Annotated in this window: 12 protein-coding genes and 1 pseudogene; 3 read left to right on the top strand and 10 right to left on the bottom strand. The window is 36.6% G+C overall.

Features of this window, described 5'->3' with window-relative positions:
- Positions 1-117 precede the first annotated feature (117 nt).
- The 10 genes and pseudogenes from ACE1AQ_RS01925 to ACE1AQ_RS01970 form a co-directional block, all read right to left on the bottom strand.
- Complete coding sequence (locus tag ACE1AQ_RS01925; RefSeq protein ID WP_110543595.1) at positions 118-1821, bottom strand: solute carrier family 26 protein; 1704 nt, start codon at positions 1819-1821, stop codon at positions 118-120.
- A 359-nt stretch (positions 1822-2180) separates the two neighbouring features.
- Positions 2181-2882, bottom strand: a pseudogene (locus tag ACE1AQ_RS01930) (RNA-guided endonuclease InsQ/TnpB family protein); the annotation flags it as partial.
- 662 nt (positions 2883-3544) lie between these two features.
- Positions 3545-5713: an Hsp70 family protein gene (locus ACE1AQ_RS01935; RefSeq protein WP_110543438.1), complete on the bottom strand. Its 2169-nt coding sequence runs from the start codon at positions 5711-5713 to the stop codon at positions 3545-3547.
- A 95-nt stretch (positions 5714-5808) separates the two neighbouring features.
- The gene (locus ACE1AQ_RS01940; RefSeq protein WP_110543435.1) at positions 5809-7797 is read right to left on the bottom strand and encodes an Hsp70 family protein; all 1989 of its coding nucleotides are present in this window, start codon (positions 7795-7797) and stop codon (positions 5809-5811) included.
- Between the two features lie 41 nt (positions 7798-7838).
- Positions 7839-8549: a nucleotide exchange factor GrpE gene (gene grpE, locus ACE1AQ_RS01945; RefSeq protein ID WP_110543433.1), complete on the bottom strand. Its 711-nt coding sequence runs from the start codon at positions 8547-8549 to the stop codon at positions 7839-7841.
- 39 nt (positions 8550-8588) lie between these two features.
- Positions 8589-11459, bottom strand: a complete 2871-nt coding sequence (locus ACE1AQ_RS01950) for an IMS domain-containing protein (protein WP_110543431.1) — start codon at positions 11457-11459, stop codon at positions 8589-8591.
- 39 nt (positions 11460-11498) lie between these two features.
- Positions 11499-14051, bottom strand: a complete 2553-nt coding sequence (locus ACE1AQ_RS01955) for a hypothetical protein (RefSeq protein WP_110543428.1) — start codon at positions 14049-14051, stop codon at positions 11499-11501.
- Between the two features lie 22 nt (positions 14052-14073).
- Positions 14074-15240, bottom strand: coding sequence for a hypothetical protein (locus ACE1AQ_RS01960; protein WP_110543426.1), 1167 nt, complete (start codon positions 15238-15240; stop codon positions 14074-14076).
- Complete coding sequence (locus ACE1AQ_RS01965) at positions 15241-18306, bottom strand: zinc ribbon domain-containing protein (RefSeq protein ID WP_110543425.1); 3066 nt, start codon at positions 18304-18306, stop codon at positions 15241-15243.
- A gap of 377 nt (positions 18307-18683) precedes the next feature.
- On the bottom strand, positions 18684-19769 hold the full coding sequence (locus ACE1AQ_RS01970; RefSeq protein WP_110543424.1) for a hypothetical protein: 1086 nt from the start codon (positions 19767-19769) through the stop codon (positions 18684-18686).
- A gap of 100 nt (positions 19770-19869) precedes the next feature.
- Between ACE1AQ_RS01970 and ACE1AQ_RS01975 the strand changes: the two genes are divergently transcribed.
- From ACE1AQ_RS01975 to ACE1AQ_RS01985, 3 genes are read left to right on the top strand one after another with little or no spacing between them, the layout of a single operon-like run.
- Positions 19870-20022, top strand: coding sequence for a hypothetical protein (locus ACE1AQ_RS01975; protein ID WP_216628730.1), 153 nt, complete (start codon positions 19870-19872; stop codon positions 20020-20022).
- A gap of 47 nt (positions 20023-20069) precedes the next feature.
- Positions 20070-21587: an ATP-binding protein gene (locus tag ACE1AQ_RS01980; RefSeq protein WP_110543423.1), complete on the top strand. Its 1518-nt coding sequence runs from the start codon at positions 20070-20072 to the stop codon at positions 21585-21587.
- Positions 21580-22902: a lipopolysaccharide assembly protein LapB gene (locus ACE1AQ_RS01985; protein ID WP_110543422.1), complete on the top strand. Its 1323-nt coding sequence runs from the start codon at positions 21580-21582 to the stop codon at positions 22900-22902. The genes ACE1AQ_RS01980 and ACE1AQ_RS01985 overlap by 8 nt, the downstream gene beginning before the upstream one ends.
- Positions 22903-22944: the final 42 nt, after the last annotated feature.

Here is a 22944-nt window from a genome sequence, read left to right on the forward strand (position 1 = left end):
CCAAGCTTTTCTGGTCGGAACCCCCTAAGCCGAGTTTTCAAGGTGCTGCGCCGTCCACTTGGTTTTCGAGACTGGCCTTTTAATTCTAACGTAAAGCCAACCTAGAACGGCGGGGTTTCAGACCCAAAATTTCCGATGAAACGCCTCGATCGCTTCTTCTAGGGTTGGATAAATACGTTCGGTCGAGATCGTCTCGGATAGGTCTCCTTTTTTTAATTGCTGATATAAATCTTGCTTCACCCGCGCCATGGCAAAAGTAATACCACGGCCGATTAATTCTCGATGTAATTCTTTCAACATATCGACCGCCGTAATATCGATATCTAGAATTGCTTCGGCATTGAGAACGAACCACTCGACGGGGACTTTCTCCGCTTCGATCGCCGCTATTGCCCGTTTGCGAAAATTCTCGGCGTTGGCGAAACAGAGGGGCGCGTCGTAACGGTAGAGAACCAATCCGGGGATCGTCGTTGCGCCCTGCCAATCCTCGATGTCGTGCAGGCCGGCCAGATTCGGCACTTCCCCCAAAACCGCATCGTGTGGTCGCATCAGCCGCGTGAACAGATCGACCACCGATAACCCCACGGCAACGCCTACCCCGACGAGGATATCGGTGGCCAGGACACCGAACATGGTGACGAGCGCCAATCGGAATTCACTGGTTTTGAAACAACGCAGACGGTTGAACTCCGATATCTCGATCAGACGGAGTGCGGCATAAATTACGATCGCCCCCAGGGCTGCTTTCGGAAACAGGGATAGTAGCGGGCGTAAGAACAAGAGTACCAAAATTACGATCAGAAAAGCCACCAGGGAAAACAGTTGCGAGCGACTGCCCAGGGAATCGCCGATCGCCGTGCGACTGCCGCTACTGCTGACGGGAAAGCCCTGCATGATGCCGTTACCGATATTCAGCGCTCCCAGGGCGAGTAATTCCTGATTGCCATCGATGCGATAGTCGTTTTTCGCCCCGAAGGCCCGCGCGGTCAAGACGTTATCGGAATAGCCGACGAGGGCGATACCGATGGCCGAGGAGAGTAAATAGACGAACTGCTGGGGAGAAAAGCCGATCGGTACTTTCAAACTCGGTAAACCGGCGGGAATTTCCCCGATCACGGCGATGCCTCGCTCGTTCAGATGAAACAAATATACTGCCGATGTGGCCAGTAGAACCGCCAGTAAAGGACCGGGGGCATTGGGAAAGCGACGTTGTACCACTAGCAGAAAAATTAAAACACCGGCGGCAAGAATCAGAGTTGGTGGGTGAATCTCCGATAAATGTCGGGAAAATTCCCCGATCTGTCCGAAAAGCGATTCCGCTTTCAGTGACATCCCGCTAATTTTTCCCAACTGACCGACGATCATGATCACCGCTACCCCGGCCATGTAGCCGACGAGGATCGGTTTGGAAAGGAGATCGGCGAGAAACCCCAACCGGGCGAAAGCGGCGACGCAGCAGACGCTCCCCACGAGTAGGGCTAATAGACTACAGAGACTGGCGTAGTTGCTACTATCTCCCGCGACGAGGGGCATGATAGCGGCGGCGGTCATTACTGCCGTCGTCGATTCTGGCCCGACGGAGAGTTGTGGTGAGGAACCGAGCAGCGCATAGATAAGCAGCGGCGGTAGGATCGCCCATAATCCGGCGATCGGTTGTACTCCGGCCAGTTCCGCGTAGGCCAGACATTGGGGAACGAGATAGGCCGCCACGGTGATCCCCGCAATGATATCTCCCCGCAACCAGGCCGAGCGATAGGACCGCAGACGCTTTAACCCGGGTAGGGAAAACCGCTCGCTAGAAAAATTTAATCGAGTCGCCATCCTCATCTCTTCTCCTGTCATCGCAAATGTCCCGAAAATCTCGCCACCGGCTCAACTAGCGGTAGGAATACTTTTTCGCCAGTTTAACCAGGCTCTTTCTAGTTTATTTTGCTTGCATCCGAACCGGGACATTTATCCGCCCAGGTCTTAATCTTGACACAGTCTATAGCAAGGGATAGTTCGGAATTTTGGCTCTTCTAGAGTAGTCATGATATTTGAGCAGAAAATAATCCACGCAAGTCTTGCCAAGTAAGGCTCACTAGAATTCAAAAAAACAATTTTAATAAAAAAAGCTTTTTGCTTTGTTGGATTCTAGGCTATGTAAGGGATTAGGCTCATTGAAACTACTAATTTGCTATAACCAGTCTAGGAACACTGGAATTTTTAACCATTCCCGATGTATTTAAATACTCCAAAATTATCCTCTGGTTTTCACGAACAATTTTATTGAATAGTTTCTGCCAGAAATCAGCCTGAGTATCTTTAATCTTAGCGTGGATTTTAACTACTCGTTTTCTGGCTTTCTCTCTTCTCTTGCTCCCTTTTTTCTTTCTACAAAGATTTCTTTGGGCTTTCTTTAATCGTTTTAATCGTTTCTTTAAAGGTTTTGGTGCGTCTATCTTTTCTCCTGTTGAGAGAGTTGCAAATCTGGCAATCCTTAAGTCAATCCCTAGAAATCGCCCATTGTCGGCAAGTTTTCGGGTTGAATCTCAACAACAAAACTTATAAAATAGCAGTCCGTTGCGTCTTTAATTACCGTGACCGACCCAGGTTCCGATGGTAAAGGACGACTCTAAACTACTTTTAATTTATCAATTTTTGTACATTTTGCTGATTGTCTATATTTCCGCTTTTTAAAACGAGAAAGTTTAACCTTCCCAGGTTCCGATGGTAAAGGACGACTCTAAACTACTTTTAATTTATCAATTTTTGTAAATTTTGCTGATTGTCTATATTTCCGCTTTACAGGCGGCAAAAAATTTAGAGTAGGCTGGTTCTAAGTCTCTTAAAGATTGTTGTCAGGGAATAGCTGAGACTTCCCCTAACCATTCTTTTTCTTTTCAAGAATTTTGCCAATCCCTATTGTTTTGGTATTTTGTACCAAAACTCTTTTGCCCCTTGTTGAGTAAATCTGAAAGCATAGCCTTCCTCTCCCAGTGCTAATGTCACCCAATTGCTCCCGGGAGATCATAACTGGCTTTTCATAATAGAGCATCCTCTCTGAGACGGAAGATGAACCTCTCTTTAATGAAGATTTTGAAACGATTGAAGAAAGGTCAGAAATTCCGATAACCCTTTGTCACTAAGTAGGTAGGCACAATTATTTGTAGGATGGGTTAGCGGTAGCGTAACCCATGCGGGCGTTGGGTTTCATGCTTCAACCCAACCTACGTTTATTTTATATTTAATTCCACCCACCTACTTATCTCGGAACGATGACTAATGAAATTAAAAAGTTGACTAACTGTGCTTGGCTAACTTATGATTGATTATTATGGTTCTTCGTTACTTGGTATGGTTCGATAGGGTAACATAAATCGACTCAATCCTTATCTGGCAATAGATTTAATTGATTAGTTCGCTCTAGATCGAAAACAGTTGACAAAAATCGCAGCAACGCCTGTCTCTATAAGGGTTTCATTCCTTATAACCCCCTCCATTGCATAGGACAAACCGAAGAACCCTAAAATTCGCTAAAATCGCTGACAATATTTAATTTTATTTACCAGAATTTCAGCCAATTATTTGATTTTTGATTTGGTTCAGGATTGATCGGCTCGGTTTCTTGCGGTTTAGTTGTTGTTTCTAAACGAATTTGTCCACCACTTTCTGTTAATTCTTGAGCAATGGTACTAAAGGTTTCAGTCAATTGGTTTAAATCCGTAAAGAAACTTAGATCATCTCGTGAAGAAATTTGTCTTAAAAATTCTTGATCAGCACCACCAAATCCAATGGCAATAATTTCTATCTCCATTTTATGACAAAGTTTAGCTGCTTTAATAGCTTGTTGCTGATTTGCCCAAACTCCGTCGGTCAAAATAATACCATATTTTAAATCTTTAGCCTTTCGTAAAATCCGAAATATTTCATCAAAAGGATGAGCAGAATTGCCATAACCTGTGCGTCCTATGGATAAATTTTGAATACCATGATTAATTTTTCTGATATTTTGAGAACTATTAACAGTTGTTAAAGTTTTATCAGAAAATTCAATAATTCCAATAGATGTTGTAGTTAAATCACATTGAGTAACAAAACTTTTTGCCGCTTCAATTGCTTCATTTAGAGGCCTACCATTCATACTACCAGAAAGGTCAAACGCCATGTAAATATTCAAATGTTCTCGCACAACTGTTTCTTGAGGAGATTTAGTAAATCGATCATCTGGAACATCTAAGGGGACTGGTTCAATGGTTAAAGTCAAGGGTTTTTGGGTACTCCTTTCAACCGCAGAAACTTCAACAACACCACTCAAATTATAGGAATAAGTGATGTCAATAATTGCTAATCGCGACTTGACCATCGGAATGTCAGTAAAGACGTAATTTCCAAGATAAACACAACTCATAGGTTCTAAGGTTTCCCCTTGTGTCATAAAGACTTCTAGTTTATTTTCTTCTCCTTTTTTGACTCGAAATTGATAGGGACGGGTTTGTTGGGAGGGAATCGGTTGATTTTTGGAAATAATAATACTGTTAATATATTTATCTCCATTTTCACTAACAGCAATCATTCCTAAACTATGACTAATAACATCACTCGATTTTTTCACTCCTCCTAAGAGTAAAGTTTCAGTAGATTGAGTTTTTCCTGACAAAAATAATTGAGGATTTTTTTGTTGTTTTGCTTCTATATCTATTGCGGCTTGAATCGCTGCCCCTAATGCGACGGCTTCATCGGGATTCACTCCACTTAGAGGTAGTTTACCTGACATTTCTTCTACATATTCACGCACCATTGGCATTCTCGTAGAACCCCCCACTAAGACTGCTCCCTCAATATCTTTCCATGTTAAATTAGCTTCATCAAGGACAATATTTACTAACATTTGTGTTCTTTCGATTAAGTCTTTTGTTAATTGCTCAAATTGTTGACGGGTAATTTCATAACTAGCTTGATGTCCTCCGCCTTTAACCGATACTTTAACCGCTTGTTTTGTTGACAAGCTAATTTTAGTTTTTTCTGCTAAAATCATTAATTCATTAAAGTCTTCTCCCATTAATTCCACGCCAAAATCTTCTTCAAATTGGGTAGCGAGAAATTGTAAAATGCGATCATCCCAATCTTTTCCGCCTAAAATATGATCTCCGTCTGTAGCAATGACTCGAAGTTCATCTCCTGTAACTTCTACTAGAGAAACGTCAAATGTTCCACCTCCAAGGTCATAAACCAAAATTTTTGAATTATTTTGATTAGGGCGAACTCCATAAGCGATCGCAGCAGCGGTAGGTTCATTAATAATTCTAAGAATATTAAAGCCAGCTTTTTTCCCTGCTTCAATGGTAGCTTCACGCTGCATATTATTAAAATAAGCAGGAACAGTAATCACAGCATCGGTGACAGATTGACCTAAAAAATCTTCGGCACAGTGTTTAAGATAGGAGAGAACCATTGAAGATAGATCAATGGGGGTATATTCTTGATTATTCTCTAAATAAAGGGCGTGGGGATTGCCCATATCTCGCTTAAAAAAGGCATAAACTTGTTCATCTCCTAATGCTTGTTTTTCTTTGGCATCATCGCCAACAAAGGGCGGATTACTACCTAAATCAATAACGGAGGGAGTAATTCTTTTTCCTTGGTTATTAGGAATGACTTCCGGTTTGCCATCTTTAATATAAGCGACAACTGAAAAGGTAGTTCCGAGGTCAATACCAACAAAATTGTTCATGATTTTATTATTTTAGTTGTCAGGGTGAATACTTTATAAAAAGTGAGGAGAATGGAAAATAAATGATTCTCCATTCCCTAACAAAAGGTAAAAAATTAGCTATAGACTAAACTAGAGTTGCGGGCTTTCATTGCTTCTTTTTCTTCTTCGGTTACACCCCCTTCTGTTTTAATAGTGACAGTAGCATCTCGACCTGTTGATAGTTCTTTAGCATACATCTCAAGCATTCCTTGTTCATTTAATTTAAAAGTGACATCAATAGGAGTACCTTGAGGTAAACCACTAGGAAGGCTTATTTCTGCTTGCCCAATTTCTGTACTCAGGTGTAATTCATAATATTGATCAGTTGAAGAATTTTGGGCAATTAACAGTTCAACACTTGTTTGATTGGCCGATCCTGTACCAAAACGTTGAGTAACATCTGCTGGAACAGGATCATTTTTCTTAATCAAATTAACCAATTTTTCTTCATTTTTTACACGTGCTTTAATGCCAAAACTACAACTTGTCACATTAATAATTTTGGTTTCGGTTGCTTTTTGAACTGCGCCTAATGTTAAACCATTATTTTCGGCAACTTCTTGTTCAGCTTTCTGCTTAGTTTCTTCTGGTACATCTTCAAGTTTAACGTCTTCTGGTTTGAGCCCAAGGTCGTTAGATATAGTGATAAGAATTTCTTGATCCAGCATTAATTTATGACCATAGACAGCGGCACCTTTAGCAACTGATTCATCGGGTTCACAAAACTTAGGTTCTTTGCCAAATTCTTCTTGAATACGACGAGCAACTTGAGGCATCTTAGTAGAACCTCCTACCATTAAGATTTGGTCAAAGTCTTCAACTCCTCGCTTTTTCGCTTCAGCAATAGCGATTTTAGTCAACTCAATCGTTCTTTCTAATAAACTGTTCGTTAATTCATCAAAAGTTTCACGAGTCAGTTCAATTTTTTTTCGTTGCATATTGTGCATAACAGGAATAGAAGTTTCCCCTTTTTGTGTTAGGGTTTTTTTGGCGTCTTCAGCCCGAACATATAATTCTTGTAAAGTTTCAGAGGACTCTAAAGGATCCTCACTAGATCCTGTTTCTTCTTGCCATTGTTGAGCCAAATAAGTCACAATGGTTTCATCCCAATTTTTTCCACCTAAATCAGGATCTCCTTCGGTACAAACAACAGTTATATTACCACCCTCAATCTTGATTACAGTAATGTCAAAAGTTCCCCCTCCTAAGTCATAAACTAAAACCGTCTGGTCTGCTTCTTCATTGACTCCATAACAGATAGCTGCTGCTGTAGGTTCATTAATAATACTACGCACATTTAAACCAGCTGTTTCCCCTGCCAATTGAGTCGCCTCTCGTTCACGAATACCAAAATAAGCAGGGCAAGTAATCACCACATCTTTGATTTGATAACTGGTTTGTTGTTCAGCATCTTTTACTAATTTACGGAGAATATAAGAAGAAATTTCTTCGGGGCGATAAGATGTTCCTTCATGTTCAAAAGAAAACCCCTCTTTACCCATGAAGCGTTTAACCATATCTACAGTATTATCTGGCTCAAGCATACTGCTATTTTTCGCTTCCTTACCAACAATTCTTTCCTCACCATTAAATTGCACGACTGAGGGAGTGGTTCGGTCTCCTTCCATATTAGCAACTACATTAGGACGACCATATTCATCAACATAAGCGATACAGGAATAGGTCGTTCCTAAGTCAATACCAAAAATAGGGGTAATTTTAGACATTTTCTTGGTCTCCTTGACGTTTTTTTGAACGGGTTTATTTTGATTCAGTTGATTAGCATCAGGCTCTGCTTCAACTTGAGGGTTATTGAGTTGAAAATTTTGCTGAAAATAATCAGCTTCAATTTGCCTTGAATTTGGATTTTCCATTACTTCCTTAATTTCAGGAAGCATTTGTAAGTAGGTGCTATATTCCATCCGATATTTAGGATGTTTGCTTTTTTTAGTCCACTCAGTTTGTTTCAGAGTAAAAATTTCTTGAAATACTGAGTCAGACCAAGGTTGATTCGGGTCAATTTCCAGAAGTAAGAAGAAATTCGGACGGGAGGAATCAATCATAAGAAAATAAGTGAATGAGGTAAGAAAAAATTTTTTGGTTTTTATTGATTGGATACATAACGATAGACACTAACGGTTTCTGGACGAACAATTCGCTTTTGATACTGTAACCCCATCTGCAGATGCTCTACAATCTGTTTATCGAGAGTAGAGTCATCAGTATTAATAATTTTTTGCGCTTTTTGTTTACTACGGTCATAAGTTTCACTGTCATTTTGATAGAATTCAAACCCGTAACGGCTAACTATTTCTTCAATTTCTTCAGTGAAGCTTGTTAACTCGGATGCTATGGAATTGGCAGAATTAGATTCAGATAAATTACCATATTTCTTAGTCAGTAATTGGAGATGATCGTAAATGCTAGTAATGTCCATAATTAAGGGTCGTAAAATTTTAAATACCATATCTTCTCGATAATCTTGCAACTCTTTATGAAGGGCATTAATGGTACGTTCTTTGCTCTCATCGTATTTAACTTTGACTTCAAAATCTTTTTGTAATTGAGCAATAGCTTGATGAATGTTATCAATTATTGGCTGAATTAAGTTGAAGTTATTAGGGGTTTCTTCTTGAATATTCTGCTCAATATTAAGCACATTCTGGGGCATAGATTTAAGTTTTTCTGGATTGAGGGGAGATTTTTCTAATTCAGCATGAGGTAATTTATTCTCTTCTAAATTAAAAATATCAGAGGCAGAATTTTGGTCTAGCATTGAGTTTTTGTCATCTGTGATTTGTTGTGAATTAGTCATTTGAGAATCACCTCCTTGGTAAGTTTTAGTAAATTTTAACTAGCGGATAACTTGAGAGCTTTCAATTTTCCAACTCCCATCAACTAATTTCAAGTTATAAAGAACAGTTATTTTTCCTGTTTTGCTATTTTGAGGGTCAACTCTATCATTGATATAGAGAGTTTGTTGCTCAGTTACACTAACTTGAATACTAGCTTGATTACCATTGATAACGAATTTTTCAACGTTATCAATTGTTTGCTGTCCGTATTTATATTGACTATTTTTCTTCTGTAAATAGTCGATAGAACCGTTATAACCAGCTGTTTTTTGATACTGTTCACCCGTTGTAATTTTCTGAGCAATTTGACGGTCATAAGGGGGAGCAAACATTGTTCTTTTCGCTTGTAACCATTTGTTAATAAGATTGACAGCATCTTGTTGTGAAAGGGTTGCTGTTGAAGAAGAATCAGTAAATATTTGTTCTGCAATGTTTTGGTCAGAAACAAGAGCCACAGGGGAATTATTAGGTGAATATGAGGTAGGAACAACTTCTGATAATTCATTTCCTTGCAATTTGAAAGTTTTAGTGACTTTTAGACTGGGACAACAAGCTGCATCGTCAGGACCATTAGTAATAAGTGTCAGTTTAATCTGATTATTTTTTATTTCTACATTTTCAATTATTGTCCGATCTCCTAAGTAAAAATTAGATGTTTGTGTAGGGATGTTATTTTGATTAAGGATGACAAGAAATGACTTAAATATTCCACTCCCACCACCATTTTCTGCTAAGATAACCACCCCATCTTCTGAGCTATCATTATTAATATCTCCGAAGTATATTTGCTCGATTTCAACTGATTGACCCGTAGCACTATTTGGTGATTGTTGAAAAAATTTACCGTCAGTTAATGGGTAGGCTGTGTTATACAAGGTATAAGTCATGTTTTTTAGTTTTTCTTCAGTTAAAGTTTTGTCACTTATTTGAGATTGAGGATTACTTTTTTTAATTTCTGAAGATTGAGAAGAATTAGAGGGTTGAAGCGTTTTAACAGTCCAACGAATAATAGAATAACCACCGAACAGCACACCAGCCATAATGGTTGCGATAAACACAGGTAAACCATAATTAATCCAGGTTGTTGAACGCAAAAACTGCCAAATAAATGAGACTTTATGGGGTAAGGTATTGGTTTGTTCCATAAGCCATACCATTGGTTCTAAAACTCGGACACCATCAAAAGAATTGGAAAAATTACTACTGCCAATTGTCTGATCTCTAAAACCAATATTTGAACAAGAGAAAAATCGAACGTTAGAAAAATTCAATTCTATATTACGAACAAGATTCCCTGCTCCATTATCTTCTAGGAAATTTTTGATTAAAATATTCATCGCATCCTGCTCATTTGTTATGTCAGAATGGCTCGCCATATATTCACGAGCTTTATAAACTCCAATTTGTTGTTCAAGGTCGGCACAATCCACTTTAGTAACAATAATGGCAACAGGTTGAGTAAATTTTTTTCCTTTTCTTTTATTTTTATTCTTTTCAAATAAAAATAACATTCTTTCATAAGCGGCATCTAAGTCTTGGTTGGGTAAATCCTGAATATCAGCATTGTTTGACAGTGCGTCTTGGTATCTTTGTCTAACTTGGTTAATCGAAAAAGGATCAATAACAAAAAAAGCTCCATCTACATACTTGAAGTATTTTTGTAACTCTGCTTGTTCATCAGTATCTATATATTCTCCTGCTAAATCGTAGAAATACAAGAGATTAGGGACAGCTTGATTAGTCTTTTTGACTTCTAAATTTAACCCTTTGGCACTATCACCCGCCGCAGAAGTTTTGAGTAAACGTTGACCATTTTTTAGGGAATTAATATTGTCTTCATACTTTCGAGCGTGTAAAGAATTAGGTATGCTGACATCTAAACTATGAGCAGGAGAATATTCTTCTGTAAATTGTTTGATTGCCATAAACATATAATGGCTTTTACCAGAGTTAGGAAGTCCGACAACTGGAATATGAGCGTTGATTCCCCCAATCCCATCTAAGGGGTGTTTACAATTAGGACAAACTTTTGTCAATAACTTATCTCGTCCAAGATAGGTAAGAGTTGGTAAAGATTTGCTACAAACTCTAGAATTATTAGTATTAGGTAAATCTCCTTTACAAGTATGATTAAAAACCCCATAAACACTCGGCCAAAGTCGAGTATGTTCTGTTGAACAATCTGGACAAATGTAGGTGGGAATTTTCATCGGTTCATGGCATTCTGGACATCTGTAGTAAGTTTTATAAAAGCTACTATATAGGTAGTTTCCTACGGTCAAAAACAACATTAAAAAGCTCGTAATCATTGTGCCGATGACACAGAAAATAAATTGTATTCCTAAAAATAGGGCAACAATGACAGAAGCTGCTACAAAATGAAAAAACCATCCAATCATTAAACCGAGTGCTGGTCCGTAAAATCCCATTATTGCCCAAACTTTTTGCCAAATATTACCAGACCATGAAAAATGTCCATTAGAAAATCTATTTTTCGCAATTTCTAGCCATTTTCCTGCATCGTCTTTTGTACTTTGCCATACATTCATACTAACAAATCGCATGACATACCAAGCTGCACCATAGATATACATTAATTTGGCTTTTTGTCCTTTAAAGAATTTAATTGATTTTTCTTTATCCAGATAAGACTTAGTTTTAGTTACTTGAAGCCCTTCGTAAAAAACCTGAATAAAGTTCTTAATACCAACACCAATACCAGCAATAGATGTAACTGTTGCACATAATATGATGACAATTATAGTTAACCATGAGATTATGGTTAGAGTTGGTATAACTATATGAATAATAAAAAGATATAGAAGCCATAAAACAAAACCAGTACCTATTAAATAAAGCAAAACTTGCATATACTTTCCCCCTTAAGAATAAAATAATCGGTAAGTTAATCAACTAAAAAAATCAGAAATTCTTCCCATAATATTGGAGCGTGTATTCTCAAAAATAGGTTGGATAATAGGATACCAACTTTTTCTTTTAATTTTGCTTTCAAACTCTTTTTTGACCTTCCCAAAGCCTTTATTTTTAAATACTTCTTCAAGAGCATTGGGTAAGTTAATAAAAAATTCTGGCACAAAATAACCGAGTTTTTCTGCTAAATGGGAAGAAACGTTAAACCATAAATCCATAATCAAAACTATGTCATTAACTCGTTGTTCTTCCACTAAGCAGTGGCAAAAATTCGACCAGTATATATCCCAAAATAAATCACGATGTCGAATAACATAAGCAATTTGAACGACTTTAAAGTGTTCTTCTGTCAGTTTTTCAGGGGTTTTTTGAGCAAAGAATTTTTCTAATAGTTTTTCAACTTCTTCCTCATATTTTTCTGGTGGTAAAGTTTGATAACGTTGGTTTGAAGCTTCAATGTTCATTTCGGAAATACGATTATGGTACATATCTAATGACCCCTGTAAAATAAGTGTTTGTTCTTGAGAAATGGATAAGTTAGGATTTGCTAAAACTCTGGTGTAAATATTAGCAAGTGATTCTGTGGGGGTGTTAAGTTGAAGAGTGGAAAGTAAATCTTGAATTAACTGATTATAAATATCAATTTCAAAAATACTTCCAGACTTATCTTTTTGCAATAAAGTTTCAGCTAATTCTTGTCGCTCAAACTGTGGTTGTGTCCAGATAAATTCTAGAGCTTCTTTTACTATTGATTTATGGGATTTTTGAGCCAGATAATCTAACCATAAATAAATAACATCAATGGCTTGTGAGGTGGAATGAGATTGTAAAATATCTCTTTGTAATTCATAGTTATGTAAGTCTGGAATGAGCGAAGAAGATTTTTGCCAGTAAGTCCAAAAATACTTAGGTCTTTGGTCAAAAGAAAATGGTTGAAGAAGCGCATAGTAAATCCATTCAAATACAGGAGAATTAGGATATTTTTGTTTGTAGAGTAAAGCGTTATCAAGAATAAAGTCTTTCGAGAGTTTAGCATTTTCTAGAAAAACTTTAATCCAAGTTGATGCACTCACAGGAATTCTTAATCTTTTTGATAGCTCTTGCTCTGGAATGGCTGAGAATGTTTTTGCTAAGATGATACTCAAATTCTGCTGATTACTAGAAGACAAGGTTAATTCTTTGCCAATCTGTTTCCAGAAAATCAATAATTGTTCCGAGTCATTACTTCTTAATTGCTGAGTAAATTGTTGAATAAAATCTAAAGAATTAAGATGTTCTTTAAGTAATGCAGGTGAATAAAGAGACTCTAGAGCAGTCCATAAAGTCATAGATTTTTGTTCTTGTTTGTTAAGAACTAATGAAACAAAAATAAAGATAGCTTTATCAGCTTGATTAAGAAAATAACTATCTATCTTTTTGAGCATTTTTAAAGCATTAATATAAGAGGTAAGCAAATCACTCTGTTCTTGATTAATGAGTGCCTTTCCTAATAAATAAGATGCCCAAGATAAATCTTCTAAATCCTGTTGTACATATTGACTATGTGAGTTTTTTTGACTTTGCTCTTGGATGATAACTTGTGCAGATTCAATCACTTTAGCAAAAGGCAAAGCGTCTATTTCTCCCTTAATGGCTCTTTGAAAATTGATATAATAATCTAAATGTTTACTCAAGTATTTAGAATCAGAACTATAGCGATCTAACCATTCGTAAAACTCTAAAATCTGACTCTCATACTTTTGCTCATCTAAGTTTTCTAATAGATAAATCGCCAAATCCGATTCGGGAACATCACTAACTTTTTGTTGGGGAACATTAAGAATAAAGTAAGAGTAATATTCATCATTGCTACAACGAAAGTTAGAATTTTCGGTCGTTCCTGTAATCATAAAAGGAGCCGTATAAGGATCATGGTGGTAGGTGGCAAAAGTTAGATAGTTGACATAACGAGGATGTAAAATAGTGCTGAGACTAGCAATCCAATAAGTAATCGCTTCATTATCATCAATAATAATAATTTTTCGTTTTGATTGTTCATAGTCAATCACGGCACAAATCAACTTATAAAACCATTCTTGTCGTTTTTTATCTTTTAAAAATGTCCAAACTGAATCAAAATTAAACGTGATTTCGTGGTTAAATTCATTTAAAGTTGGTAAAGCAGTTTGTGAGGATTTATCTTGTTTAACCCAGAAGGGACTTTTCCACGAAAAAATGCTAGGAATAGTAGAGATTTCTGTAACTGTACCCACCAAACTATGAGCAAAGAAATTTCCATCTCTGCCAAATTCATCTTGTCCGCTAGATTGACTACAAACTAAAAAAGCATCTTCTTCATTAACAAAATAACGTAAAGCAATGGGATGAGTATTGATTGCTTTGACATCAACACCTGATGGGATATAGTATCCAATCAATCGGTTTAAAATTTGACGTTTTTCACTCTCAAAATTAGGAGATTCAGCCTTAATTTGATAGCCAGTCCTAGTTTCTGTTCGACAAGATGTATAGTATTGTTGTTGGATAACCATTGTTTTACTTCCGTCCTTTGTTTTACTTCCGTCCTTGTATAAATTGAAATTGAGAAAAAAGCCATAAAAGGGGATCTTCAATTCTTAAAGGAGACAACCCTTCAATCTTTCCCTTGATAGGATTTTTCCCTAAAGGAGACATGGCAAAATAACGATAACAATTAAAATAGGTTTTAACTTTGTTATCAAATGCAGAACCCATCCATTCTTCAAGATAAGTGCAAATTTCTGTATGGACTGATTCCACATCAGGTAAGTTTAAATAACCAAAATGTTCTCCTGAATGATGTAAAACTGAATCCGCTTCAATAAAGGGAAATAAAGCATCACTTTTAGATAGGGTAAAGGCAATCGGTTTCTCAATTTTTTTACCAGCTTTAATTTTCAATTTTTGTTCATGTAATTCATAAAGACGTTCAACAATTCGATTGGGGTCTGCGCTTTCTAATCTATCAGGTAAATCCTCTTTTACTAACTGTCTTACTGTTTCAATTTGCAGAGGATCTAAGATGAATATAATCCCATCCGCTTCACAAAGATAACGTGCCTCAGAAGACATAATATCTATATCTTCCATATCTTCACCTGCTGTATCAAATAAAACAAGATTAACAGCTTTACGTTGACCGTTATTGTCAAAAGTTACACGAAGAATCATTGGTGTTTTCGCACGGGAGTCAACAGTGCTACTGACAGTCGCTTGTAAAATTTCTTCCCTAACAAAAATTGGTTTACGGAAAATTTCTTCATAAATTGTGCGACTTTTGTCATCAGTGAACATTACTCCTGCCTTAAAATTTTTGCCAATTTCATTTTGTAAACGATTAACTAAAACTGAAATATAGGTGCTTTTGCTACTACTTCGTCCTCCCATAATAGCAATCATTTTTTCCTCTATTTCTCCTGACAGATACTTTAAGTTATAGTGACATTTTGGACATACTTTTATAGAAGTTTCTTTGTTACAATTAGGACATTTTTCTAACTGATTTGATTTTCCAAACAAACGACCTAATCCTTTTTTTGTGGGTGTAAAGACTAAACCTTCTATAGTAGGGCTAAGAAGCCCTTGAGCTTGGGCTAAAATGACATCTTCACGTTTTCCTGAGCAACGAGTATAACTACATCGATATTCAAGTTGAGAGACTTCTGTTTTTTCAAAGCAAAAAGGACAAAGAATTTTAGACATTTAAAACATCTCCAATTTATCAATTTCTGGTTTGTTAATACGAACATAACCGCCTTTGGATTCATAAAGGCTATCGTTGGCTAAAAATAAAGATCCGTAACAACGATTTTGTTCTTTTAATTCATAAGTAAAAGTTGTTTTGTCCTCCTGAAGTATTGTTGATGAAATGGTTAAAGCTGTTTCTCCATCTGTTTTTTTAATTGGCTTCCCTCCTTGTTTATAAACTAAAACTAAGTCTGGCATTTGCCCTTTGCCATTGATATTAATGATCAGCAAAAGTTTTCCTTTAAATAACCCAAATCCCTTTTTTTCCCTAGAGATTTCGTAATTAATCTTCATTAAAGTTGATAGGCTAATTCGCACCCGTGCTGATTCATTTAAGCCTGAAGCAATCAAGGTTTGTCCTGCTTTATTAAAGACAGCATAAACCACGATAAAATAATCTCTATTAGTAATACTGGTTAGGGGATAATAACCTTTTAGATTGTATTGATTTTTTGTAACTTTAATGTGGGTTGCATTTGAGTCTTTATGACTTGAAGGAAATTGGCGCTCGCCATGAGAAAGAATAATTTCTTGACAATTTTCTGGCCAATTCCAACGAACTTGAATTTCATTTGTCTGTTTTTGACATTTCAAATTGCTAACATCATCAACATTGACATACTCTCTGGTTTTGCCAAGATAAGCATTTTTTTGAAATAAAAGAATTGGGGTAAAGTAAAAAATTCCTTTCTTTTCAATTGTTATAGTTACAGATGTATTTGTTTCCTGTAAGACTTTGCCATATTCTGATAAAGAGCCTTGAGGTAATAAATGTGTTTTCCCGAAATCGGGAAAAGAATCGCTTTGTAAGACTGCTCCTTCTCCTTTTGTGGGTAATTGCCAAGATAGTTTCAGTTGGTAATAAGGGTCAGTTTTAATCACCTCAATGGTTAAATCTTCTAGGGGAGAAGGGGGGTTTTCGGGAATAACATCAATAGTAATTCCTTGGCTTTTAATAAGACTTCCATCATAATTTTTAAATAAACTATAAATTAGGTAATAATACTTCTTACCATTTTCTAAATTTTTATCAATAACGTTGCTGATATTGATAACTTCAACTCGTTCACCCTGATTAGAAGTATTGAACGGTTGAGTAGATCGATAAATCTGAATTTCAGTAACATTTTGAGGATGTGTCCAAGTTAAATTAACTTGCGTATCCATTGCTTGAGCAACCAGATTAGAAACTTCACTGGTTAACAGTATTGGTTGCTCTAATTGGGCAGAATTAACAGCAAGAACCCCTTCTCTATTAGTATATATAGCATAATAAACTGGTTTACCACTTTCTACCGTGTTGTCATCATAACTTGTACTAAAAATAGTATCTAATTGTTCTCCATCTTTACTAGAAATAGGTTGGGAGTGATATTTTCTAATAATGGTATAACCAACTTTCTTAGAAGGGCTTGCTTGCCAAGATAAATTGATGATTTTATGGCTCTTGTTTGCAGAAAGTTGACTAGCAGGAAGCGGTGGGGTTTTGGCTAATGCGTCTTTGGCGGCTTGACAATCTTTACAAATCGAAAGAACCTTTTGATAGAGGTCAATTGGATCTTCCCCTTGAGTTTCCAGTTGACGCACTTTTTCTAATTCTGATTCAGCTTTGTGAATTTCTGCTTCAATTTTACTTTCTTCTCTGTTTAAATCAAGAGAAGCAAATTCAAGCTTTAGCTGTTGTAAAATACGACGTGCTTCGTAATAAAGACGTTCGTTAATAGCATGATTGAGTTGTTGTTGACAATTAATTAGGTTCTGTTTTTTCTGTTCTGCTTCACTTTTTAATTGGCTAATTTGTTTACTTAAATCATCGTTAAGAGTCTGAGAGATCAATGGACTTGACCATGCTTGTTGGGTTAAATTAAGATGGTTAACTGCGTCTTCATAAAATTTTTGATGAATTAACTTTTGACTCTCCACTAAATAACGACGCACGATTGACTCATTCCCAATGGGAAAAGAACACTTAGAACAAGCCCGATCTTCAATACTAGAAATGAGTCCACAACTAGGGCATTTTATTTTTAAAGAACTTCCACAATTTGAGCAAAAATCTTGATCCCGCTCATTAATGGTTTGGCATTGAGGACAAGCGATTTTCTGTTTGACCGCTTCAACTCCTGCCATTTCTACGGCAATTTTTTTATTTCGTCCATAGGTTATGATATGCTTTTTTGCTTTTTCAACATCTATCCCTCTAGAAAAGGCTAATTCTAGTAAATAAGTAAACTGTCTTCCATAAATGATTTTTTCATGAAGCGTAATGTTATCAATTGCCTCTTCTAAAGATTGAAAAACTTGTAAACTTAGAGAAAAGTCATAAATTTTTCTTTTTTCATCATCCTTAAAAAAGGTTTTAGCGTGTCCAGCAAGTGCCATAATAGCACTTGCTTCAGCTGTTGATTGACCTGTGTTCTTGATTTCTTCATATCGGTTGCTTGCTGCTGCACACAATTCATCAGTTCTAGTGGTTTTGGGGAGTCCTAGAAAATTGTACAAATCTTGTTGATTTAAAAAGTTTAAATTATTTTCAATTTCACCAATTTTTGTTTTATCTGTGTCATTGATCTTAATATTTTCGGAGTCATTTGCTTCTTCTTTAGTCTTAATTTCAATCCCTAAATTACTGATTTGACGGCGAATCTCTGATTCTGAGAACACGCTGGAAAACTTAGTAATCAAATTTTTTACCTCAGATTCTAAAATATAGCCTTTAGCGACTATACCCTTTAAATCTCCCTCAAACTGTTGCTTGAAGATTTGAGCTTGTTGTGACTGACTTTCGAGAGCTTGTTTTCTTTCTTGTTCACGACTTTCAGAATCCCTCATTATCTGCTCAATCAACCTAACCATTTGCAGATAGCGAGTATATTCAAATTTATATTTAGGAATTTTTGTTTTTTTAGTCCATTCTCCTTGTTTAATTTTAAGAATTTTGCTAAATTCTCCATCTGACCAAGGCTGACTTGGATCTATCTCTAATAATTCGTAAAAGTTCGGACGTGATACTTCAGACATGAAAATTTATGATGGGGTTAGGTTTCTAGCTGATCATGGAAGTCCACTTCATAAAAGATTGGACTAGATATAGCAGTTTTCATCAGAATAAGGTATGGCTAAGGAGCTTAAACCCTTTGTTGGCAAAACTTGTCGATACCTCAGTGGCATGAAAAGCACTATAAGATGTTAAGTTTCTGAATTGTCCCTATCATAAATTGGGGACTTTCCCCGATGCAAATTTTTTTTGAAAAGCTGCAAGTCTTTGTGGGATAAGGCATTGCATCGCTAAGACTCTAGTTCAACTTCGGGACACTTAAGGATATAGCCAATTTTCAGGATAATTTACCTTAAGTTCCCAAAATCTAGTATTTATCGGCAACCTATTGAGCTAGACTTCACACCGCAAACGCTTGCTTGTGTTTATGAAAAATCTGGTCAGCGTTGTGGTACTGATGCTTAATCATCCACTGCTCCAGTTCAATGAGATACCATTGACCGGCAAATGTTCCATATTTTAAGCAAACTTTTTCATTATCGTGTAGAGTGTGCTTAAATCCAAAACGTTCTTTATAGAGTGCTTCAATTGTTTCGTCCCCTTTTGGATAAGTCGTGTAGGAAATTTCAGTGTGAGCAATATCATGTTTGTAAGTCAAGATAGCTCGAATCAATTGCTGATAAACAAGATAACTTGTTCCTTTTTTGCCAGTTCCCTTTTCATCATATAGAGAGAGACTTTCTCCGATGCTTGTTACATTTTTGGGTAACATCAAATGCTTTCCTGTGTGTTTTCCTTCACAAAATGTTGCCAGTTGACAAGGCAAATAGTAGCCATATTCAGCCAGAGAATAGGTATAACGTGCAACACCGATTACCTGAGAGGGATTCTGTTCAGGATAGGCTAGAAAAATAACCGATTGGTGAGTAAATAAATCGTCGATTTCTTTGCAATAATTTTGTGACTCAGGATAGCGATTCTTGAGAAATAAGAAATAGGATTCAATTTCTGCCGGTGTTTCCGCTTCCTTGACCAGATAACCTTTGACCTTTGGCACATCAAAAGAAAGTAAGGCTCTTTTGCTAAGAATCCAGCAGTTGCCAATGTTATTTAACACAATAAATCCAGCACAAGAAAACAGAATCTTCACATATTGCTCAATATCAGGGGTTTGGGATATATCATAGACAAAGAGAAGACCGTTATCCTGTAACATTCTTCGGACAGTCCTTAAAGTGAATAGGGGATCTTTTTGGGTGTAATTTGTGGTCTTTAGCGTTGCAAATGTTTGTGCCGTTAAGTCCTTTTCCTCGTTTGGTTTTAAATTAAGCCAACAAGAAAGTTGCTCATAGTGACGCTCTGGTATTTGACCGCTAAATAAGTGATTGACATCAACTCCATCCGATGACAGTAGCCGCACCGATGTAGATGATAATGAGATAAACTGTTTACCATTGGTTTGGTTGATTATTTGAGAAATAGCCATTTTGCTACCCTTAGGAAGAGGACAACGAGCAATGAGGCTCTCTTCATTGGGAGTAAAGCGATAGAAATCCTTAGATTTCTACGGAGAAGCAAGCAAAACGATGATTTTTGGGCGCAAAAAGCAAAAGAAGCTGGAATTAGAAAGAATTAGAAAGCTTGAATGGCTTCCTATACCTATAATTGAGCAAATAGCTGATATGTGCTTAGTCAGATTAGAGAAAATTTTTTCAAAAAATGAGAATTTCTGGGGATAATTGATCAACAATAGAGAAATAAACTTATGTAGATTGAATAGAGAGCAATGAAGTTAAAACTCTCCGTAGCGGGACTTGAGCAAGTCAAAACCCGATGGGCGCAAAAACAAAAAGAAGGCTGGACTAGAAAATACTTATGCACCGAGGCTAGTCAATTTTCCAAACCCGATGGGAATTGGGAGGAAATTTCAAATGACCCAGCCCACACTTATTACTCTTATTACGCCGACAACTGCTCACCAGAGACTTTAGATCATTTTTTGAGGGGTAAAACCATTCAATCGGAAGGTTTTTTCGCCTTTTGTCGAGCTTTGAACATCGACCCTTCAAAAGTCGCAGATCTAGATAATCTTTTGCAAAAACTGACTCAAGATATCGAGCCTATTTGGGTGGGGCGAGAGTCTCTTCAAAGTGATTTACTGGAAAAACTAAGAGGCGATTGTCGTATTGTCGTAATTACAGGAATAACAGGTATTGGGAAAACTGCCCTCGCCTACAAATTGGCCTTAGCTTTGTGTCAAGAAGGGTTTCCTCCTGAACTGCCTATTGATTTTGATGGGTTTAATCAACGGGAGGATCAACAGTCGCAATCAGAAGCACAAAACTTTATCAGCACAGCTATTGATTTACTCAATCGTGGCGATGAACCTGTTACGGCAAAACAAGCAAAAAACCCAGAACAATTATTAACTCAACTGGTTAATCATCTGAGCAATAATCGTCGATTGATTTGGTTTGATTCAATGGAAAATCTTTTACAAGGAGAACAACAAGATGGCAGTAATCGCTTTAAAGACCCCCTCTGGCGAGTCTTTTTTCAAAAGATATTAGAAGCCGAAAATTGTCAGACTCGAATTGTGATAACTTCGCAGGATAAGCCTGAAGATTTTGAAACTTTTAGTCAAGATCAATATTGGCATATTCAGCCATTAATGGGATTAGAAGAGCAGGAAAGTTTACAGTTATTTGAACGCTTATTTCAACAAGCAGAAGTCGAATTAATTCTTCATGGACGTAACCTTGCTTACCTTAAAGAGATCGGAAAACTTTATGAGGGACATCCTCTCGCTATCCGCTTAATTTCCGGTGATATTATTGATAGACTGAATGGAGATATCAGCACTTATTATGAGGAGAATAAATCCCGATTTCGACGATTAAGAGAAATGATTGATGAAGCTCAAAAAGCCAATCCTGATGATTATTACAAAGTTAACTTAATGACCAAACAATTACGAAAACAACTGCTAGAGGAGGAAGTCGAAAGAACAATAGAGCGACTTGAAAACACTTTTGAAACTGCTTATTTATTGCTTATCTATGGCTCCACTTATTCATCCTTTGAATTTAAAAATGCGTGGTTTGAAAATCTTCAATTATTTTCAGAATACGAGGAACAAGATTTAGACCTAGCTCTTTTTACCTTGTTTAACCGTTATTTAGTAGAAACTCAAAAACAACTGGGATATGAACCACATATCAAACAGCACAGTTTAATTCGCAATGTTGCTTTCAAGCATCTAGTATCTACCCAAAGAAAAGAAGGAAAACCAAATCATGAATGATTTTCAATCTCCTCAATTAAGAGTCAAAGAACGTCTCACAAGTATCGATTTTACTGTTTTTGGAGAACTCGCTCAAGTTAAACAAAAAGGGGAAATTTTAGGAGCGACAGGAAGTCATTTTGAAAAAGCACATTTTGGCGCATTCATCTGGCATTTAATTGGTTATGAACGCCATATTAAGGATAAAATGGGACAGCAGCTCTCTATTCAAGAACGGGCAAGTCGTTATGTGGAAGCATTTCTCTGTCTATGTCGATTAGGTTGGTATAAAGAAGCTAAATCTTTATTTTCTTTACCCTTAGAAATTCATGATCCAACTTCTTTACCTTTGCACAAACAATTACCCATCTGGGGACGGTATGAAGATGGCATAAAACTGTGTAAAGAATTATTAGGAAATCTTGACAATGAAACCGATTTTCTCTGTTTAAGTGAACTTGGTTATATGTATCGAGAATTAGGACAATTAGACCAAGCAAAAAATTATGCGGAGAAACTCTTATCCTTAGCCGAGCAATTAAATAATCCTCTTTGGAAAGCAAGAGGAAAAGTAAATATAGCAACAATTGAGGGAATACAAGGTGAATATTTAAATGCTGAAATAGTACTGAATGAAGTTTTAAATCTAGCCGAGATTATTCCCGATTGTGACGAAAAATTTGAGATTATTAATGTTGCTTATTTAAATCTGGGTAATTGTTATGGTTATCAGGGAAAAGTTGACCAGACTATTGCTTGTTTAGAAAAATACTTAAAATGGGCAGAAAAAATTAAAAATCTTATTTATCAAGGAACGGCTTTACGAAATTTAGGAGAAGCATACCGGCGAATCAATGATTTGAATCAAGCTATCGATTACACTCAAAGAAGTCTTAACTTATCTGAGCAAATAACCGATGAAGCAGGAATTATTTTGTCTTTGGGAAATTTAGCCTCAATTTATGGGCAACAAGCAAATTTTCAGGAGTCTGAAAAATACTTTAAGCAACAAAAGAAAAAAGCTTTAGCTATTTCAGATGTAGCAAGTGTTGCCCATGCTTGTGCTGGATTAGGAGAAATTTATAGTATCACTCGAAAGGATGATCTAGCCTATCAATATCTTAATCAAGCTTTAGATATTGCCCTCGATATTGGAGAAAGATATATAGAACTAGAGACTTTAATTGTTTTGGCAGAATTTGAAGAAAAAACCCATGATCTTAAATCAGCTATTAATCACTGGCAACGAGCTTTACATCTTTCTGAAAAATTAAATATGCTCTCCCATAAAGAGAACTGTGAACAAAACCTAGAAAGGTTGTTAAACCCCAACTAAGTTGAGACTGAGTAACGCACAGAAAACGGGTTTCTCGGAGAA

It is taken from the genome of Microcystis sp. BLCC-F209 (assembly GCF_041928595.1).
Taxonomy (GTDB): domain Bacteria; phylum Cyanobacteriota; class Cyanobacteriia; order Cyanobacteriales; family Microcystaceae; genus Microcystis.

Excerpts from the sequence above, each read along its gene's own strand:
- ACE1AQ_RS01955 (WP_110543428.1), bottom strand. The coding sequence starts at position 14,051 with ATGGTTATCCAACAACAATACTATACATCTTGTCGAACAGAAACTAGG.
- ACE1AQ_RS01925 (WP_110543595.1), bottom strand. The coding sequence starts at position 1,821 with ATGGCGACTCGATTAAATTTTTCTAGCGAGCGGTTTTCCCTACCCGGG.
- ACE1AQ_RS01965 (WP_110543425.1), bottom strand. The coding sequence starts at position 18,306 with ATGTCTGAAGTATCACGTCCGAACTTTTACGAATTATTAGAGATAGAT.
- ACE1AQ_RS01935 (WP_110543438.1), bottom strand. The coding sequence starts at position 5,713 with ATGAACAATTTTGTTGGTATTGACCTCGGAACTACCTTTTCAGTTGTC.
- grpE (WP_110543433.1), bottom strand. The coding sequence starts at position 8,549 with ATGACTAATTCACAACAAATCACAGATGACAAAAACTCAATGCTAGAC.
- ACE1AQ_RS01985 (WP_110543422.1), top strand. The coding sequence starts at position 21,580 with ATGAATGATTTTCAATCTCCTCAATTAAGAGTCAAAGAACGTCTCACA.
- ACE1AQ_RS01940 (WP_110543435.1), bottom strand. The coding sequence starts at position 7,797 with ATGATTGATTCCTCCCGTCCGAATTTCTTCTTACTTCTGGAAATTGAC.
- ACE1AQ_RS01970 (WP_110543424.1), bottom strand. The coding sequence starts at position 19,769 with ATGGCTATTTCTCAAATAATCAACCAAACCAATGGTAAACAGTTTATC.
- ACE1AQ_RS01950 (WP_110543431.1), bottom strand. The coding sequence starts at position 11,459 with ATGCAAGTTTTGCTTTATTTAATAGGTACTGGTTTTGTTTTATGGCTT.
- ACE1AQ_RS01975 (WP_216628730.1), top strand. The coding sequence starts at position 19,870 with ATGATTTTTGGGCGCAAAAAGCAAAAGAAGCTGGAATTAGAAAGAATT.
- ACE1AQ_RS01960 (WP_110543426.1), bottom strand. The coding sequence starts at position 15,240 with ATGTCTAAAATTCTTTGTCCTTTTTGCTTTGAAAAAACAGAAGTCTCT.
- ACE1AQ_RS01980 (WP_110543423.1), top strand. The coding sequence starts at position 20,070 with ATGAAGTTAAAACTCTCCGTAGCGGGACTTGAGCAAGTCAAAACCCGA.